Below are 18,643 nucleotides of genomic sequence, written 5' to 3' on the forward strand. Positions count from 1 at the left end.
CTTCTTCAACTCTGCTCTAGTCAATGTCAATGTCTCCTGTCCCATAGTGACATTATCTCAGAACAGTTACAGGGTGACATTATCACAGCACAACGACATGACAAGATCAGGAAAAATTCTAGAACAAGGTCAATTTAATTGCCACCAACAGAAGCAGACCGGGAAATCCCAATATGCCCACCGTCAAAACAGTAACAAGATTAAGGGGAAGACGGAAATGGATCCACGCGCCGGATAAATTGATAAAATACAAAATGAAGGCGGCGAGAATCAAATTTAATAATGCATAACCGAACCACTGTATATGAATCCGGGTACGGAGCAAAATAATCACAAGCAGCGACAAGGACACGACAAACAGCAGCATCCACATCGGTTATTCACCTGCCGAAAGCTTATTCATGTAATCATGAGACGTAGGTTTTCGCTTGCCATCTCCTATGATATCAAGCATGTTGAGGTCCATCTTCTTTGCGCTACGCAGCAGCATTCCGTATCTTTTTTCCGCTGCTTCCAGCATGAATATAACATAATCAATCTGATCCTCTTCGAGCACGTAATTCAATCTCTCCTGCGCAACGCTCCATTCCATTCTGGCCTTGTTGATTTCCTCGATCAACTTGACCTTTTCATTCGGTATCTGGTTCCTTTCTTTTGTCGAACGCAACAGCCTTGTCCATCGCATTACGTTTTTCACTCCTTGTCCAGGCTTAGCCGATTCCCTGAGAGCGTCACTTTCCCGATATTTTGTGCGGCTAATTTATACATATGGGAAAACCCCCCGTTTAGAACCCAGTTCGGTCAAAAAAAAAGAATCATGAGATTTTTCAACTCACGATTCCTGATTTGTCCCGTCTTAAGTTAAATTTCACGCCGGCCTTCCAACGCCTTGGAAAGCGTGACTTCATCCGCATATTCCAAATCCCCGCCCACCGGCAAACCATGTGCAATGCGGGTAACCTTAATGCCGAAGGGCTTAACCAGCCGGGAAAGGTACATGGCCGTCGCTTCTCCCTCAATGTTCGGATTGGTGGCCAGGATCAGCTCTTTAACCTTTTCATCACTCAATCTGTTCAGCAGTTCGGCTATCCGGATTTCTTCCGGTCCCACCCCCTCCATAGGGGATATCGCGCCGTGAAGCACATGGTATTGGCCGTTAAAATCTTTGGTTCGCTCCATTGCGACCAGATCTTTCGACTCTTGAACGACACAAATCACGGACTCGTCCCTGCCTTTATCCCGACAGATCCTGCATGGATCGACGTCTGTGATATTGCAGCATACGGTGCAAAAATGGAGGTTTCTTTTGACGTTCACAAGCGCCTTGGCAAAATCCAATACATCCTCTTCCTTCATGCGGAGCACGTGAAACGCCAGTCTTCCCGCCGTTTTGACTCCGATTCCCGGCAAATGTGTAAAAGCGTCAATTAACTTGGCAATCGGTTCCGGATAATACAATGGAGCAACCCCTTCTTTAAGCTGACTTTCCCGGCTTGGCTTTGTTAGAACAAACCGGGAATGTTCATTCCGGAGGTGAATCGGCCCATATCCTGATTGGCCATTTCATCTGCCTTGGAGATGGCGTCATTCACCGCCGTCAAAATCAGATCCTGAAGCATTTCCACGTCGTCCGGATCCACCGCCTCCGGTTTGATCACGACGCCCAGCACTTTTTTATGACCGTTTACGGTAACTGAAACCACACCGCCGCCTGCCGTTCCTTCAACGGTCTTATTGCCCAATTCCTCTTGGGCTTTGAGCATTTGCTCCTGCATTTTTTTGACCTGTTTCATCATTTGATTCATATTTTTCATTTGATCCACGCTCCTTGTTTATTCATCCTTGATCACGACCATCGATTCGCCGAACAATTCGATTGCCTGATTAATCCATTCTTCCTTGTACTTTCCCTGCGTTTCCTCTTCAGGCTCCAGCTTCAATTCTTCGCTTGTCTGCCCCGGATCATCCTTCTCCTGAATAGCATCGTTCCATTCTTTAAGCATAATGGTTGCAAGCTTCAGCGGTTTGCCGAGAATTGACTCCAACACACTCTCAATAAGCTGCTTGTTGGCCGGTTTTTCTGTGGTTTCCCGGTGAATCGTATTTTTAAAGGCAACCAGCACCGTATCCTTGGAAGCCGAAACCGGTTCGCCGTCAACGAGCCAAGCATGAACGGTGATCTTATTTTCCTTCACCCGGTTCAACACCTGGCTCCACTGCATCAGAACTTCCTGAAACCAAGGCTTTGCTCTTTCCCCGGCAAACTCTTTCATTCTAGAGGCATCCTTCGTTTTGGACAACTGGGTTGCACCTGGATTAGGGCGTTTCCCCGCTGCGGAATGTCCAGTTTTGGGGGCCTCTCCTGCGGGAGGCGGAGTCCCTCCGCCTGTGGAAAGAACCGTTTTGGCAAGGTCGGCCAACTGGCGTTCCATCTGTTCCAACTTCCGTTCCAGCTCGACTATTTTTCGGGGAGCTTCTGCGGCAATCGGCCGTTCCGGCTTCACCTGCTGCCTCTGCGACAGATCGCTGCTGATTTTCAGCAACGCCAATTCTAACAGGATATGCGGTTGGGAAGCATATTTCATCTCGCTCTGGTAATGATTCAGGGTATCGATGATTGCAAAAATTTGATCAGATGTATAAGCAGCCGCCAGTTCCTTGACATCATCATCCGCGAAGATCCTTCCTGATAAGTCCGGGGACGCAGGCAGGATATTCAACATCAGCAAATCACGGAAGTATTGGATCAGGTTTTCAATGCTTTTTTCCGCGCTTTTGCCTTCCTGCATAAAACGGTCGATCATGTCAAGGACGACGCCCAGATCATGGTTTTTGATGGCCAGGGCCATGTTCCGAAACTCGTCGGAAGCGATTCCTCCCGTAAGCGCTACTGCCGTTTGATAGCTGACTTCCCCGCCTGTGTACGAGATAATTTGATCTAACAGGCTAAGCGCGTCACGCATGCCTCCGTCTGAGAGCCGGGCAATATGAGAAAGTGCTTTCTGTTCGGCGCGGATGCCTTCCTGTTCGCATATATGCCGCAGCCGCTCCACCTGCTCCTCTAAGGATACCCGGCGAAAATCGAATTTCTGGCAGCGTGAAATGATCGTAACGGGAAGCTTATGGGGCTCTGTGGTAGCCAATATGAATATCACATGGGCAGGGGGCTCCTCCAGCGTTTTCAGCAGGGCATTGGAAGCCCCGATGGAAAGCATATGGACTTCATCGATAATATATACCTTATAGCGTACTTCCGTAGGAACATACTTTACTTTATCGCGGATATCCCGGATTTCGTCAACCCCATTGTTGGAAGCGGCATCCAGTTCAATGACATCCATGACCGACCCTTCCGCAATACGCCTGCAGGCTTCGCATTGATTGCAGGGCTCCTCGGAGGGGCCGTTCCGGCAATTGACCGCCTTCGCCAAAATTTTGGCGGTGCTCGTTTTCCCGGTGCCTCTCGGGCCGCTGAATAAATAAGCATGGGAAACGCGGCTTTCCCTGATGGAATTTTGCAGGGTTTGTGTAATATGCTCTTGTCCGATCACTTCACGGAAAGTTTTCGGTCTCCATGAGCGGTATAGCGCTATATGACTCATTGTGTCCTCTCCAACAATTCCGTTAGGAATATTTGAACTTCATTATACTATAGAAGCTCTTCGTTGACCAACGAGTCATTATAAAATTCGTCTTTGCTGCAATAAAAAAACCTCTACCGAGACCAATTCAATGATGATCGACCGCTTTTAGAGGCGGGTTTTTATGCCAATAAGAATTTGCCTTTCCGAGATGACCGAAAACATATAAATAAATTCTTATGTGAAAAAAAACACCTGCCACATGGGCAAGTGTATTGACCGTGTTATGGATAAAACCGTGCACCTGTCCTTGATCATTGCGGCCCAAGCTTTCCCCCTGCCGATGGCTCGGGTTAGGCTACCCTTCGGCACATGAAACTTCCCGCTTACGGCTGCTTCCTTCCGGACCTGACCGGGTTCACTGGCTTTCATTGCGAAGGACCCGACCGTCAACACCCCGAACAGAGGCCAGTCCTTACACCGCAAGACCTCGTAACAGGAATTCAACCTCGCTACAGCGGATTGCGAGTTACAGGGCACCGCTACCTCCCCGTCTAGCACGGTAAGGATAAGTATATCCGATCCAAGGTCAAATATCAACAGAAAGCATTATTTGGCGGGTTGGATCAGATTAATTCTGTAACGCGGCATCATCAGGCTGAGATCCTTATAAGCGCGGTCGTAGATGCCGCTGATCTCTCCTGAAGTCAAACCTTCTTTCAGCACCAATCTCACATTGACCTGCCCACCCTCAATATTCATCCAGTATCTCCTGATCCCCGGAATCCTTTTTAAGGTATCCTGCATCAAGCGATAGTCCTTGCTGTAAGTATGGTATCCCGGACTTGTCACCAGATTGGGATTGGCGCTGCTGAGACCCATGTACCCGTCATTCGAATACGATTGAATTCTGGTTCTGTCTCCATTGTTGATGGCACAACCGGACAATAATAAAATAATGATCGTAAACAAGCTTGCCGATATTTTTTTGTTCATGTAAAAAACCTCCCTCATCATTTAGAATGACCGAAGGAGGCTTGTATATTCTGCTATTATTAGGCAGTTCTATATACCGTATTTCTTTTTGAATTTGTCCACACGGCCGCCGGCGTCGACAAATTTCTGCTTGCCCGTAAAGAACGGATGGCATGCCGAGCAAATTTCCACACGAAGGTTGGGTTTGACGGAACCTGTTTCAAACGTATTGCCGCAAGCGCAAGTAACAGCCGTTACATGATACTTGGGTTGAATAGCTTCTTTCATGAACTTTCACCTCTTTCCGCCCTGAATTCATGGCGAATCCAGAGTTAAATTGACACATGAACGAATTATAGCACAGGCCCGCTTACCGTTGCAATAGAAAATGTGCCGATCAAAAATCTTAAACATTCTCATCCAACCGCAACCGCAGATTCCGTTTTTTTGAAGGAATGCGGGTATAGGAACCGATGACCACATCGGGCAATTCTACCTGCAAAATGTTTATGGCTTGTTTCATCCCGAAAAGCTCGCCTTTCGGTTTGGGGATCAGCGCCAAATAGCTTTCCGGATCGATATTCAAATTGCGCAGTTGAATTCGCCGCAAACCGGTTCTGCGGGCGAACTCAATCATAGCCTCCAATTCTTCCTCCCGATCGGTTACCCCCGGAAAAACCAAATAATTGATGGATGTGTACACTCCCTTATCAACCGCATAACGGAGCGACTTTTCCACATTCCGAAGCGTGTATCCCCTCGGCTTGTAATACGCATTGTAATGCTCGTCCAGCGCACTGATCGTGCTTACTCGCATAAGATCCAATCCGGCATCCACAATCCCGCGGATCGCGTCGGACAAACCGCCATTTGTATTGATATTGATGTACCCCTGATTCGTCCGGCTTCTGACCTTCCGGATAGCTTCAATAATCAACGGCGCCTGCGTGGAAGGTTCTCCTTCACAGCCCTGCCCGAAGCTGATGATGCTGTCTTCCGTTTGCAAATGCTCCAACATCACTTCAACCACTTCATCAGCTGTCGGCTTGAATTTCAAGCGGGTCTGCGGAGCAGGAAAACTGCTCTCTTCCGGCTGCTCCGAAATACATGCGTAGCAACCCGCATTGCACGAAAAGGAAACGGGCACCGCTCCTTCCCAACGGTTTAAAAAAGTGTTTGAGGCTGTCAGGCATTCATAGGTCAAGGCACAATGAGACAGATGCTGATACAGCCGATTTTGAGGATGTTTTTTTAAATAGGCCTCTACCTTTAATTCGAGTTCTTCGACAGGACAATTTTTCGGATTCCATCTTTCCGGATCATCCGTACGGTGCGCTGCCGCATAAAATTTATCGTCTTTCCAAACAACGGCGGTATAGCCGAACAGAGGTAGCACAGCGGAAGGGTCGGCTTTGATATATCCTGGAACATACAGTCTTGTATATCCTTGAGGAAGCAGCGCGCCAACCGCATTCACATACTCGTCTAAAGCCATCATCTTTCCTGTATCGGGATCCATACCAATTGGACGGGTATCGGGAAGGCTCACTAACGTCGCCCCTTCGGGCAGAGGGATCAATTCATCATCAAACATTTCGGCAAGCATGTCCCCGCCGCGGCCAAGGCCCAACAGCTTCGGGTGATCGTACACATTGCCAAGCCGATCCGCATAGACCAAATTCATTTGGATGGCTCCCCTTTATCCGTTTCTGGTTTTTTTGCCGATGGCCGAAGATGTTCCTCCGGTATCCAGGGATGCCAAAAATTCAGCATTCGTTTTCGATTCAGCCAGCTTTTTGAGGAATGCATCGACAAAATCATGAGAATCATTCATATTTTTGCGAATCACCCATAATTTATCCAGTTCCTCTTTGTTTAACAGCATCTCTTCTCTTCTCGTACCCGACCTCCGGATATCGATCGCGGGAAAGATGCGGCGTTCGGCTAATTTGCGATCCAGATGCAACTCCATGTTCCCCGTCCCTTTAAATTCCTCGTAGATCACATCGTCCATTCTGGACCCCGTATCAATCAGCGCCGTGGCAAGTATGGTCAAACTTCCTCCCTCTTCCACGTTTCTTGCTGCCCCAAAAAACCGCTTCGGACGGTGGAATGCACCTGGATCAATCCCCCCGGATAATGTTCTTCCCGATGGCGGCACGACAAGATTATAAGCTCTCGCCAATCTTGTGATACTGTCCAAAAGAATCACAACATCTTTTTTATGCTCCACCAAGCGCTGCGCACGTTCCATGACAAGCTCCGCCACTTTGATATGATTTTCAGGCAGTTCGTCAAACGTAGAGGCAACCACTTCTCCTTTGACAGAACGCTGCATATCCGTGACCTCTTCGGGCCGTTCATCAATCAGCAGCACGAACAATTCAATATCCGGATAGTTCGTCGAGATGCTGTTGGCGATTTCCTTCAGCAGCAAAGTTTTCCCCGCTTTGGGGGGAGCAACGATCAAACCGCGCTGGCCCAGACCGACGGGAGCCAACAAATCCATGATTCGGGTGGACAATTTTTCAGGGGACGTTTCCAATACGATTTTTTCTTCCGGGTAAAGAGGCGTCAGTGCAGGAAAATGGAGGCGTTCTGCAGCGGTACTGGGGCTTTCTCCATTTACGGCTTCAACGTGAAGCAAACCGAAAAATCGTTCGTTTTCTTTCGGAGGCCGGCATTTTCCGGATACCAGGTCCCCTGTTCTCAAGTCAAATTTGCGGATTTGCGATGCAGAGATGTAAATATCCTCCGTACTCGGCAAATAATTAATCGGCCTTAAAAAGCCGAAGCCTTCGGGCAGGATCTCCAAAACGCCCTGCATGAACATGAGACCGCTTTGCTCTGCTTGAGCCCTCAGGATAGAGAAAATCAATTCTTTTTTTTTCATTTGGCCGTAATATGCTATTTGATATTTTTTCGCCAACTTGTATAACTCAGTAAGCTTCTGTTCCTCAAGCTGCGACAATGCTAAATCTTCCATGTCAATACCACCACATTCTATGATTTCAATTTTCCTAAAAATCTTTTACAGCAAACATATTATCCCATCATTATCATTGCCATTAACGCAAAGCTTAAACCTTTTTTTCCGCTTCCCTCCACACTTCGGCGCCCATCGTTTGCAAATTTTCAACCAGATTATCATAACCGCGGTCGATATACTCCACTCCCGATATTTCCGAAACGCCCTTATCCACCGTCAAAGCCGCAATCACCAGCGAGGCGCCGGCACGCAGATCGGTTGCCTTCACTTTAGCCGCGTTTAAAGCGGAGCCTTCCACTACCGCGGAGCGGCCTTCCAATTTGATCTTTGCGCCCATGCGCAGCAGCTCGGGAACATGTTTAAAACGATTGTTATACACATAATCCGTTAGAATGCTGACACCATTTGCCTGTGTAAGGAGACTGGTCATCGGAGATTGTAAATCCGTAGCAAATCCGGGGTAAACGAGGGCTTTGACGTCGACATTCGCATAATCGCTTTGACCGATGACGCGTATCGACTCATCCATCTCATAAATGTGCGCACCCATTTCCTGCAGCTTTGCCGTCATCGCTTCCAAATGCTTCGGAATGATGTTGTCAACAAGAATGTCTCCCCTTGTCGCAGCTGCAGCGATCATGTAAGTACCCGCCTGAATCCTGTCCGGAATGATCGAATGCCTGCATCCTTGAAGAGAATCGGTGCCTTCAATCCGGATCGTTTCCGTTCCGGCCCCTTTGATTCGGGCTCCCATGGAATTTAACAGCGTGGCGACATCGATGATTTCCGGCTCCTTGGCGGCGTTTTCGATTGTCGTCAATCCTTTGGCCCTTGAGGCGGCCAACATGATGTTGATCGTCGCCCCGACGCTGACGACATCCAAATATATCTTGGCTCCCCGCAATTGCTTCGCTTTGATGTGAATAGAGCCGTATTGATTGCTGACTTCTGCGCCCAACGCCTCAAATCCTTTGATATGCTGGTCGATTGGACGGGGCTCAAAATTACAGCCCCCCGGAAGTCCTATGGTCGCTTCTCCGAATTTGGCCAGCATCACCCCCATCAAATAGTAGGATGCCCTAAGCTGTTTGACCTGGCCGTTAGGCATTGGAATAGAACGGATGCGGCCTGAATCGATGCGCATCGTATCTCCATTCCACTCCACGGAAACCCCCAGCTCGCATAGAATCTCCGCATAGGTATCGACATCCTTAACCTTCGGCAAATTATCCAGTGTTACCGGGGAATCCGCGAGAATTGCCGCAGGTATCAAAGCGATCGCACTATTCTTGGCACCGCTGATCTGAACCGTGCCGCGAAGAGGCCTGCCGCCAGCGATCATCAGTTTTTCCATATATCAAAAATCCCCCCACCCAAATGCATCTGAAGAAGACAAGAGAACCATCATTGGAATGATGGTTTCCCTTATCTCATTAAGCCTGATTGCTGCTGCCGAATAAACGGATTTTGGAACGGACGACTTCGATCATGGCCTTTTTGGCGGGTCCGAGATATTTGCGGGGGTCGTATACTTTGGGGTCGCTGCCCAGAACGTCGCGAATGGTGTCGGTGCAAGCCACCTGATTTTCCGTGTTCACATTAATTTTTCCTACACCGGCTTGAACCGCTTTGCGGATAGCCTCGTCGGGAATCCCGGAACCGCCGTGCAGAACGATCGGAACGGGAATCCGGCTGGACACCTGCTCGATGATGTCAAAATGGATTTTCGGTTCACCTTTATACATTCCATGAGCGGTGCCGACGGCAATGGCCAGACAATCCACACCGGTTTCTTCGTAAAAGCGGACGGCTTCTTCCGGATTCGCCAGCTTCGCGTGCTCGTCTTCCACGCTGATGTCATCCTCCACGCCGCCGATTGTACCTAATTCCCCTTCAACGGATACTCCCATGGCATGGGCAGCTTTGACCACTTCTTTAGTGATGCGGATGTTTTCTTCCAGCGGATAGTGAGAACCATCGAACATGACCGATGAAAAACCGGCCCGAATACATTTCATGGCCACTTCAAAGCTGCTTCCATGATCCAAATGCAGCGCGATAGGGAGTCCCGATTTCCGGGCTGCGGCTTGCGCCAAAGCAACGGTGAATTCGATTCCCATATATTTCAACGCGCCTTCGCTCACCCCGAAGATAAACGGCGACTTTTCCTCAATGGCCGCCTCCATGATCGCCTGCGCAAATTCCAGATTGTTCATGTTGAATTGGCCAACGGCAAATTTGTTTGCTTTTGCCTTTGGCAAAAACTCGTTCATTGAAACCAACGGCATGATTTCTTCCTCCTATGTACAAAATCCTGCTGAACTCACTCTGCCATATTATATCATACAACTAGAAGGAAAAGTAAAGAGGTTAAACGGATGGGCAAATCCCCATTACCAACGGAATCTTTTAACGATAATATCGAGAGCCTGAGATTGTTTGGTCAGGGTCCGTGCGTCATCCGACAACTTGGTTACGGTATCGGCTTGCTGCTCAACGGCTGAGGCCGTTTGGGAAGCCGACTCGGTAAAATCGTGGGCTATATTGGACAGCTCATTCATGATGCCCGAAAGCTCATGGAAATCCGCCTGAAGCTTCGTCGCCATACCGTGATTTTGCGTGATTTGCTGTCTCGTTTCGTTCACGATATGGTTTAACTTGACGATGGAAGCTTCCGCCACGCCGGCCACTCCGACTCCTTCTCTAATAAAATCGGCGCTTTCTTGAACCGTATGCACAGCGTTCAAGGCTTCCCTCTCGACACCTTGCAGCATATTCAGCACATTCGCCGCAAATTTCGAGGTCGTTTCCGAAAGCTTGCGGACCTCAGAAGCCACCACAGCGAAGCCCCTGCCGCTTTCGCCTGCTCGCGCGGCCTCAATCGAAGCGTTCAAAGCAAGCAAATCGGTCTGTCTGGCAATATCGGTAATGGATGAGACCTGATCGACAATTTGGTGGGTTACCGCGGCAAGGTGGTTGATTGTCGCGGAGGTGTTTTCCACGGTGTTTTGGATTTGCCGCATTTTTTCTTGCGAGTTTTTGACCGCTTCCGTACCGATCCTCGCCGTTTCCGCAGACTCACCGCTCAGCTTGAGCGCCGATGAAACATTCGCCTGCATGGTATTCACATCGTTCAGCACTTCATCTATTTTGGCCTTGGATTCTTCCAGAGAGGCCAACTGCTGCTCCGTTCCCGTTTGAAACTGCTGCATCATTGCCGAAAAATCGGTGAACGCAAAAGCCAAATGCTCCGTATCAGTCGCCTGATGCTCGCTGATTCGCCGGGTTGTTTCGGATGCCGCAGCGAGTTCCGAAATGATCGATTTCAAGCCCAGGGTGACTTTATTCAATTCAAACCCGACCTGTTCAAATTTATTCCTGCCTTTGACTTCCACCATAGCGGAAAGATCGCCGGAGGAGATCTTTTTAGAGGTACTCAGCCAAGTGCTGATGCGATCCTCCAATTTGGAGTACAGGATATAACCACCGCCCATACCGACCGCAATTCCGATTGCCGCGCTGACGAGCAGATGCACCGGATCCATCCGCAGTACCAAGCCTGAAGCAAGCGTCACCAGCACCGGAACCGATCCCATGGACATCAACCATGGCTGAAGAAAAGGTTTGTGGATGATCCGGCCGAGACGCAAATTGTAGCTTTGACCGTTTCGGGTCAATATGGGACAGGAGCAGTCGATCATCACCTCCCCTGTATTCCTTACATAAAATTGGGCTAACGGTTCAAGCGTCTGAGCCGCTTTCAAGCCTACCTCATCATTGAACAAGATGCCTTCCCGCAGCCGGTTGGTGTGCAGCAATCCGTATCCTTGCCTATCGACCAAGACAAAGTATTCATCCTCGTTCAAATGAGAACTTAACATTTCGGCCAATTCGTCCTTAACTTGGTAGAAATCGTCGGTTTTTTTGATGACAGGTTCCAGCAGGTTGGCCACCTTGATCACTTTAGCCAATCCCAGCTTGGCGCTTCTGGTTTTTAACAGCTTCTCTTGATCGGACATGAAAATCAACCCCCCAAAAATTCTCTATATTTATGATTGCAGACTGCAATTCATCTGGATATCCAGACACGAAATTTCGACATATATTAAAAATTCGTAATCGTTTACACAAAATCCTTCCGATAATTCGTCAAATTGTGAAGACAAATCAATTCACAGAAAAAAACTTCTTTTCCCCAATGGTACCGGAAAAAAGAAGTTTCTCTTAAAATATAAATCCAAATGCTCTCCGCCTAGTCTCAGGAACCTACCGCAAGCCGATTCGAAGGTCCTTTGCCAAGCTGGCTGTTAACCGCCATCCGCAGCTCATCAATGTCGAAGGGTTTGGTAAAATGCATGAGAGCTCCCAACTCAGTGGCCTCTTTAATCATGTCTAATTCCCCGTAAGCCGTCATCATGATGACTTTGGTCTCGCTATCGATGTTCTTGATGTGTTTCAGGATTTCCAGCCCGTCCATTCCTGGAATTTTCATATCCAGCAGCACAATATCCGGAGCATGGTTTTTTACGATTTCAAGCGCCTGTTTGCCGTTCGAAGCCTGAAAAGTCTCATATCCTTCGCTGGAAAACACCTCAACCAGCAAAATTCGTATGCCGTTCTGATCGTCAACTATCAACACTTTGTTCTTCGTCACAACCAGTCCTCCTTCAATCCACACCAAACATTAAAAGCATCCAAATAGACCCATATTATTAAAACATTCGACAGCTCTCAAAATTTTCCTTCCGTCCCAATTAAATATTTATTAAAGTTGGATTATTTATTGGATTGAAATGCCGCTCGCACAAACTCTCGGAACAGCGGCTGCGGCCGGTTTGGACGGGAAGTGAACTCCGGATGAAACTGTACGGCCAAAAACCAAGGATGCCCCGGCAGTTCCACAATTTCCACCAGTCTGCCGTCCGGCGAAGTGCCTGAGACCTTCAGACCCGATGATTCAAGCAGTTCCCGGTATTCATTATTATACTCATAGCGATGGCGGTGCCGTTCGTAAATCAGTTCATCCTGATAGCACTGCATGGCCAATGAATCCGGGGCCAATTTGCAGGGGAACAACCCTAGACGCATGGTGCCGCCAAGATCCTCGATTTCTTTTTGCTCGGGCAATAAGTCGATGACCGGATATGGTGTTGACGGATTAATTTCCGAACTGTTCGCGCCTTCCAGCTTAAGCACGGAACGGGCAAATTCAACGACAGACACCTGCATACCCAAACAAATGCCGAAGAAGGGGATATTTTGCTCGCGGGCGTAGCGAATGGCAGACACTTTGCCCTCGATTCCCCGATCCCCAAAACCTCCGGGGACAAGAATTCCCTGCACTCCGCCCAAAAGCTCATCCACATTGTGGTCATAAACATCCTCGGCATTCACCCAGCGGATGACCACTTCCGTATTGCAATCGATACCCGCATGTCCCAAAGCTTCAACTACGCTCAAATAAGCGTCATGGAGCGAAACGTATTTGCCGACGATGGCGATTTCCGTTTGGTGTTCAAGCTTTTTAACCCTTTCCACCAGCGCTTCCCACTCCTTCATATCAGGAGCGTCCGCATCCAGCTTCAAGTGGTTGACGACGATATCATCCATGCCCTGAGCTCTTAACATGAGCGGAACTTCATAGAGCGTATCCGCATCGATGGCTTCTATTACCGCATTCGGATCGGTATCGCAGAATAAAGCGATTTTTCGTTTCATTTCATCGGAAAGCGGATATTCCGTACGGCAAACGATGATATGCGGCTGAATCCCGATGCTTCTCAGTTCCTTTACACTGTGCTGGGTCGGCTTGGTCTTAACCTCTCCGGCCGCCTTCAGATAAGGAATTAACGTGACATGAATATACATCACATTCTCGCGTCCCATATCGGTACGCATTTGCCGGATGGCTTCCAAAAAAGGAAGACTTTCGATATCCCCGACAGTACCTCCGATTTCCGTAATGACTACATCCGACTGGGATTCCCGGGCCGCCCGAATAATCCGTTCCTTGATCTCATTGGTAATATGCGGGATGACCTGTACCGTCCCACCAAGATATTCACCGCGGCGTTCTTTCGTAATGACTGAGGAATAGACTTTCCCTGCGGTGACGTTGCTGTTCTTTGACAAGTTGATGTCGATAAAACGTTCATAATGCCCCAAATCCAGGTCGGTTTCCGCTCCGTCATCGGTGACAAAAACCTCCCCGTGCTGATAGGGGCTCATCGTTCCCGGATCCACATTTATGTAAGGATCGAATTTTTGAATGGTCACCTTCAGCCCTCTATTTTTCAGCAATCTTCCCAGCGAAGCCGCAGTGATGCCTTTGCCCAACGATGAAACCACACCGCCGGTTACGAAGATATATTTGGTCAAGATATTTACCTCCCGAGTAATAATCATGGACAAGCCATAACAAAAAAATAAAGTGACTCCCGTTTCAAACGGGGCACTTTACGATTTTCGAAACGTAAATTTCAATTAATAATCTTCAGCCCTTGAAATAGTGTACTCTGTCCAATTATCCATGTCAAGACGGACGACCGGGAGGGAGAATCGATTACTTGTCATCGTCCTCGTCTTCATCAATCTCAGTGTCATCTTCCGAATCGTAATCGTCCTCATCCAGATCCTCGTCTTCCATTTCGGCATCATCGGTCTCTTCAATGATATCTTCATCCAGTTCCTCGTCCATATCGTCTTCCATTTCGGGAACTTCCTCATCATCATCGAACAATTCATCCGCATCTTCGTCCAGATTATAGTCTTCATCCTCGTCTTCTTCATAGGCCTCTTCTTCAAAAAGATCCTCATCGTCCAAATCATCATCATCATCGTTGATGATCCGGGGTCTTCCGCCGCCTACGGGATCCTCCGCTTTTTCAACCGGATACCATCTTTTTAATCCCCACAGATTGGGACCCACGCAAGCAAAGCGTCCGTCAATATTAATCTCCGTATACAACTGCGAAATGACCTGGTTGACCTCTTCATCGCCGTATCCTTTGATTTTTGCGATTTCCGCCATCAATTCACGGTAGTTTAATGGATTATTGGTCGCTTTCAAGATAAGAAAAGCCAAATCAACCATCGGCATTTCCATTGCTTGTTCTTCCGTTATTTTAAGTGCATATTCGCTGCTCACAATAGCCACATCCTTTCCCGTTCGGGTTCCATAAAATGGACCCTTGTCATTATCCATCTCGTTATCATCATTAAGTAAAACCTATTTTATACAAAAATGCAACCGGGTTCCGCAAATTTTCATTTAGGACGCGCGACAAAATTAGTTCCCACTTTTGTTGGCAAAATACAACGGTTTAATGATTTTTGCCAACAATTTAGTGGAAGTTATTTTGTCGCGCTGTCTTAACTCCGCGCCCCTCTTTTCGCCCAATTCTTGAGAAGAGGGCACTCACCCCATTCCTTCCATGTCATGCACTCATAAGATACTCCAAACCTGTTCGGATTGGAGGGAATTTCCTTGAACCTTGCTAAGTTGCTGCAGCTTTTGCATAACGAAATCGAGGCCGGGAAGGGAACCCCGCAGAAAAAGAAAAAAATCATCCGTTTTCAAAACCCGGCGCAATTTCAGGAATGCGTTCTTGAACTTCAAAAGATGAAAAATTCTCTTTCCAATTTATCCGCCGTAAGGCCGATCGGAATGATTCATGCCATATCCTGTCCCCTTCAGTCGACACAAATCGAGGAACACTTCGAGAGCCTGCTCTCTTTAGAGGATGATATTCATATCAACCTGCATTCCTACATTTTCAATCCGATGAATCCAAACTTCAACCGGAACTCCCTAAAGGAATTCGATATCAGCCAAAGCATCCCTTGGGGGGTTAAAAAAATCAAAGCTCCACAGGTATGGAAAAAAGCGACAGGCCGAAAAATCAATATTGGCGTGGTTGATACAGGGGTCGATTACGCTCATCCCGACCTGCGCCTTTCGCTCGGCAGAGGGATCAACCTGTTGAACCGTCTGCTTCCGCCGGTCGACGACAATGGCCACGGCACACACATCGCAGGAACCATAGCGGCATCCAATAAAATAAATGGAATCAGGGGAGTCGCGCCAGGAGCCGTCATACATCCCGTCAAAGCATTTGATTACAACGGCAGCGCTTTTGTGTCCGACATTATCATGGGGATTGACTGGTGCGTGAACAACCGCATGGACATTATCAATATGAGCTTCGGGATGAAGCACCGCAGCCAGTCCTTGTTCGATGCCGTGCTCGGGGCCTACAATGCCGGAATCGTCATTGTTTCGTCCTCGGGCAATGACAGCAAGCGCTTCAACGTCGACTATCCCGCCCGTTTCCAGGAAACCATTGCTGTGGGCGCTACGGACACCGATGATAAAATCGCTTCATTCAGCAACAGGGGCAAGCAAATCGACGTGTATGCCCCGGGGGAAAAAATATTTTCCACTTGGACAGGGGGTAAATACAATGAGCTGAGCGGTACCTCCATGGCCACGTCCCACGTGACCGGTTTAATCGCGCTGCTGCTGTCCAGCCGGCCCAATCTGTCCCCAAAAACAGTGAAGCTGATACTGAAAAAATCAAGCGTGCCGATCAAAAGCTCCAAGTACAAAAACAAGGTGCTGCGAAAAGGGATTGTCAACGCCGTTCAAATGTTCAAGCTGCTTCGCGCAAGAAGAAAGCGCAAAAAACCCGGGTTGTCCATACCCGGGCTGGTTTAATTAGGCTGTCAAGTTAATCCGCTGGGGTGATGTCCATGGTGATTTTGAAGCTGCCTAAGAGATTCTCCCCTTCAAACAGATCGTAATGCCAAGATAAATTGCCCATGCCCTGCTGAAGCCCGCTGAAAGAAATTTTATGCGTATAAACGTCGAATTCCATTCTGCCGTAACCGGTTGAATAGATTCCAAGGGTTCGCTCATTCGGCACAAAATTCAAGTCCGATTCAATTTCCCCCCTGCGTATGATCCGAAGCAATTCACCGGGCATCAGCTTTAGGGTATTCATGGTTTTGCCATCCGAGGAATCGGTTTCTTCGTACCGCAGATAAGTGGTGTCTTTCTTGATGTAAAGCTCGCCTTTGGCAGAAAACTGTGTCCTTTCATCGCCGGAATCACTCTCAATTCGAATGTTTACCCATCTCTTCGTTGGCATGCCGTTACAATCCTCCGTTTTGTCGGCTTCCGCTCACTTGACTTATTTGACAAAACCGATCAGCATTTCACGAACCAGTTTGGAAGCCGTTATTTGCGTCTGTTCCGAAGGATCATAAACCGGAGCCACTTCCACCACATCGGCGCCTACAATCCTGGCTTCAGAACGGGCGATTGCATGAATGGCCGCAAGCAGTTCCTTCGAGGTGATCCCGCCCGCTTCCGCCGTTCCCGTCCCCGGCGCGGCCGAAGGATCGAGCACATCGATATCGATCGTGACATATACCGGCCGTCCTGCAAGCTTGGGCAGCACCTCGCGAAGCGGTTCATATACGTCAAACGGATAAAAATTAATGGATTTACGCGCATATTCAAATTCCTCGCGTGTTCCCGAACGAATCCCGAACTGATAGATATTGCTTCCTCCAATCAATTCGGCAGCCTTGCGAATCGGCGTCGAATGGGACAACGGCTCCCCTTCATAATGCTCGCGGAGATCTGCATGCGCATCGATATGGATGACCGCCAGATCGGGATATCGGGCATACATTTCACGGATGATCGGCCAAGAAACGAGATGCTCGCCGCCCAATCCCAACGGAAACTTCCCGTCTGCCAGCAGACGCTTTACGAAATCCCCGATCATGTCCAGGCTGCGAGCCGCATTGCCGAACGGCAGCAGCAGATCGCCGGCATCAAAATAAGCTGTGTCGCTCAAGCTCTTGTCCAGGTACGGACTGTATTCCTCCAAACCGATCGACACCTCCCTGATCCGGGCGGGACCGAACCGGGAGCCCGGACGGAAACTGACGGTGAAATCCATCGGCATTCCGTAAATCACTGCGCGGGAAGCTTCGTAATCGTTTGAGCTGGCTATAAACACATTCCCGGAATAGGCTTCGTCAAAACGCATTATTTGGTCAACTCCTCCACAAATTTAGGAAGCACGAACGCCGCTTTGTGGATGGAAGGCGAATAATATTTGGTGTCCAGCTCGGGAATCCGGGTTTCATCCACTTGAAGGGGATCATATTTTTTGCTTCCCATCGTAAACGTCCACAGACCGCTTGGATAAGTGGGAATATTGGCCTGATACAACCGGGTGACCGGGAAAATTTCTTTGACATCCTTCTGGACTTTGCGGATCAAATCCGCTTTGAACCAAGGATTGTCCGTTTGCGCGACAAAAATGCCGTCTTCCTTCAGCGCCTCGAAAATAGCCTGGTAAAAACCCCGCTCAAAAAGCTGAACGGCAGGACCGACCGGTTCGGTCGAATCGACCATGACCACATCGTATGTATTTTTATGCTCATGGATATGCATGTAGCCGTCGTTGACCCGCACTTCGACCCGCGGATCATCCAGCATGCCTGCAATTTCGGGCAAAAACTTCCGGGAATATTCGATGACTTTTCCGTCAATATCGACAAGCACCGCTTTCTCCACTTCCGGGTGCTTAAGCACCTCGCGGATGGCGCCGCCGTCTCCGCCGCCGACCACCAGCACATGCTTCGGATTCGGATGGGTAAACAAAGCGGGATGCGTCACCATTTCATGGTAGACAAACTCGTCCTTCACCGTAGTCATGACCATTCCGTCGAGGACAAGCATCCGTCCGAATTCGATCGTGTCAATAACAGCCAAGTCTTGAAACTGTGTTTTTTCGGTCACCAGTGTTTCTCTGATTTTCGCCGTGATGCCGAAATGTTCGGTTTGCTTCTCCGTATACCATAACTCCATATGTCTTTCCTTCTTTCTCTCGTCTTATTCGTTTTAGAAGTTTATACTGGCTGATTCTTCGCTTCTTGGCGTATTTTCACATTGCGTTTTTATTGTAACACAATAAGCGAAGCCGCATCCGTTTCCCGCTGTTTGCTCAAGAAGTATTATAGTGGTTCGCGTCAAAATTGCAATAAATTTCATTTGAAAGTGAATAGGTCCACCCATCCT

General features: G+C 48.5%; 19 protein-coding genes and 1 other RNA gene. 1 reads left to right on the forward strand and 19 read right to left on the reverse strand.

Annotation, left to right across the window (positions count from 1 at the left end; all coding sequences use genetic code 11):
* Positions 1–118: 118 nt before the first annotated feature.
* The 16 genes from VF724_RS09305 to rpoE form a co-directional block, all read right to left on the reverse strand.
* Positions 119–373 (reverse strand): pro-sigmaK processing inhibitor BofA family protein, encoded by a 255-nt coding sequence (locus VF724_RS09305; protein ID WP_371753968.1) that lies wholly within the window; start codon positions 371–373, stop codon positions 119–121.
* Positions 374–376: 3 nt separating this feature from the next.
* Positions 377–685: a DUF2508 family protein gene (locus VF724_RS09310; RefSeq protein WP_371753969.1), complete on the reverse strand. Its 309-nt coding sequence runs from the start codon at positions 683–685 to the stop codon at positions 377–379.
* A 176-nt stretch (positions 686–861) separates the two neighbouring features.
* Positions 862–1,458: a recombination mediator RecR gene (recR, locus tag VF724_RS09315; RefSeq protein WP_371753970.1), complete on the reverse strand. Its 597-nt coding sequence runs from the start codon at positions 1,456–1,458 to the stop codon at positions 862–864.
* A 44-nt stretch (positions 1,459–1,502) separates the two neighbouring features.
* Positions 1,503–1,814, reverse strand: a complete 312-nt coding sequence (locus VF724_RS09320) for a YbaB/EbfC family nucleoid-associated protein (RefSeq protein ID WP_371753971.1) — start codon at positions 1,812–1,814, stop codon at positions 1,503–1,505.
* Between the two features lie 18 nt (positions 1,815–1,832).
* Positions 1,833–3,602 carry a DNA polymerase III subunit gamma/tau gene (gene dnaX / locus VF724_RS09325; protein WP_371753972.1) on the reverse strand — a complete coding sequence of 590 codons (1,770 nt, stop codon included), beginning with the start codon at positions 3,600–3,602 and terminating at the stop codon, positions 1,833–1,835.
* A 275-nt stretch (positions 3,603–3,877) separates the two neighbouring features.
* An RNA gene (gene ffs, locus VF724_RS09330) (signal recognition particle sRNA large type) lies at positions 3,878–4,144 on the reverse strand.
* A gap of 46 nt (positions 4,145–4,190) precedes the next feature.
* A complete protein-coding gene (locus VF724_RS09335) occupies positions 4,191–4,577 on the reverse strand; it encodes a hypothetical protein (RefSeq protein WP_371753973.1) in 387 nt (128 codons plus the stop codon).
* A gap of 69 nt (positions 4,578–4,646) precedes the next feature.
* On the reverse strand, positions 4,647–4,844 hold the full coding sequence (gene rpmE / locus VF724_RS09340) for a 50S ribosomal protein L31 (RefSeq protein ID WP_371753974.1): 198 nt from the start codon (positions 4,842–4,844) through the stop codon (positions 4,647–4,649).
* Positions 4,845–4,962: 118 nt separating this feature from the next.
* Entirely contained in the window at positions 4,963–6,240 is a 1,278-nt protein-coding gene (locus VF724_RS09345) for a radical SAM family protein (RefSeq protein WP_371753975.1), read from the reverse strand.
* Positions 6,241–6,255: 15 nt separating this feature from the next.
* Positions 6,256–7,542 (reverse strand): transcription termination factor Rho, encoded by a 1,287-nt coding sequence (rho, locus tag VF724_RS09350; RefSeq protein WP_371753976.1) that lies wholly within the window; start codon positions 7,540–7,542, stop codon positions 6,256–6,258.
* Between the two features lie 94 nt (positions 7,543–7,636).
* Positions 7,637–8,899, reverse strand: coding sequence for a UDP-N-acetylglucosamine 1-carboxyvinyltransferase (gene murA / locus VF724_RS09355; protein WP_371753977.1), 1,263 nt, complete (start codon positions 8,897–8,899; stop codon positions 7,637–7,639).
* A gap of 79 nt (positions 8,900–8,978) precedes the next feature.
* Entirely contained in the window at positions 8,979–9,833 is an 855-nt protein-coding gene (fba, locus tag VF724_RS09360) for a class II fructose-1,6-bisphosphate aldolase (RefSeq protein ID WP_371753978.1), read from the reverse strand.
* Between the two features lie 105 nt (positions 9,834–9,938).
* Positions 9,939–11,564, reverse strand: coding sequence for a methyl-accepting chemotaxis protein (locus VF724_RS09365; protein ID WP_371753979.1), 1,626 nt, complete (start codon positions 11,562–11,564; stop codon positions 9,939–9,941).
* 239 nt (positions 11,565–11,803) lie between these two features.
* Positions 11,804–12,199: a response regulator gene (locus VF724_RS09370; RefSeq protein WP_371753980.1), complete on the reverse strand. Its 396-nt coding sequence runs from the start codon at positions 12,197–12,199 to the stop codon at positions 11,804–11,806.
* A gap of 122 nt (positions 12,200–12,321) precedes the next feature.
* The gene (gene pyrG, locus VF724_RS09375; protein WP_371753981.1) at positions 12,322–13,923 is read right to left on the reverse strand and encodes a CTP synthase; all 1,602 of its coding nucleotides are present in this window, start codon (positions 13,921–13,923) and stop codon (positions 12,322–12,324) included.
* A 184-nt stretch (positions 13,924–14,107) separates the two neighbouring features.
* A complete protein-coding gene (gene rpoE / locus VF724_RS09380) occupies positions 14,108–14,692 on the reverse strand; it encodes a DNA-directed RNA polymerase subunit delta (RefSeq protein WP_371753982.1) in 585 nt (194 codons plus the stop codon).
* A 339-nt stretch (positions 14,693–15,031) separates the two neighbouring features.
* Between rpoE and VF724_RS09385 the strand changes: the two genes are divergently transcribed.
* Positions 15,032–16,261 (forward strand): S8 family peptidase, encoded by a 1,230-nt coding sequence (locus tag VF724_RS09385; RefSeq protein ID WP_371753983.1) that lies wholly within the window; start codon positions 15,032–15,034, stop codon positions 16,259–16,261.
* Positions 16,262–16,274: 13 nt separating this feature from the next.
* On the opposite strand, the gene VF724_RS09390 is transcribed toward VF724_RS09385, so the two are convergent.
* Genes VF724_RS09390 through speE form a run of 3 tightly spaced genes read right to left on the reverse strand, consistent with a single transcriptional unit; the run spans position 16,275 to position 18,433 of the window.
* On the reverse strand, positions 16,275–16,694 hold the full coding sequence (locus VF724_RS09390; protein WP_371753984.1) for a YwiB family protein: 420 nt from the start codon (positions 16,692–16,694) through the stop codon (positions 16,275–16,277).
* A gap of 42 nt (positions 16,695–16,736) precedes the next feature.
* The gene (gene speB / locus VF724_RS09395) at positions 16,737–17,606 is read right to left on the reverse strand and encodes an agmatinase (RefSeq protein ID WP_371753985.1); all 870 of its coding nucleotides are present in this window, start codon (positions 17,604–17,606) and stop codon (positions 16,737–16,739) included.
* Positions 17,606–18,433 carry a polyamine aminopropyltransferase gene (speE, locus tag VF724_RS09400; RefSeq protein ID WP_371753986.1) on the reverse strand — a complete coding sequence of 276 codons (828 nt, stop codon included), beginning with the start codon at positions 18,431–18,433 and terminating at the stop codon, positions 17,606–17,608. The genes speB and speE overlap by 1 nt, the downstream gene beginning before the upstream one ends.
* Positions 18,434–18,643: the final 210 nt, after the last annotated feature.

The sequence above is a fragment of the Ferviditalea candida genome (assembly GCF_035282765.1).
In the GTDB taxonomy this organism is placed as follows: Bacteria; Bacillota; Bacilli; order Paenibacillales; family KCTC-25726; genus Ferviditalea; species Ferviditalea candida.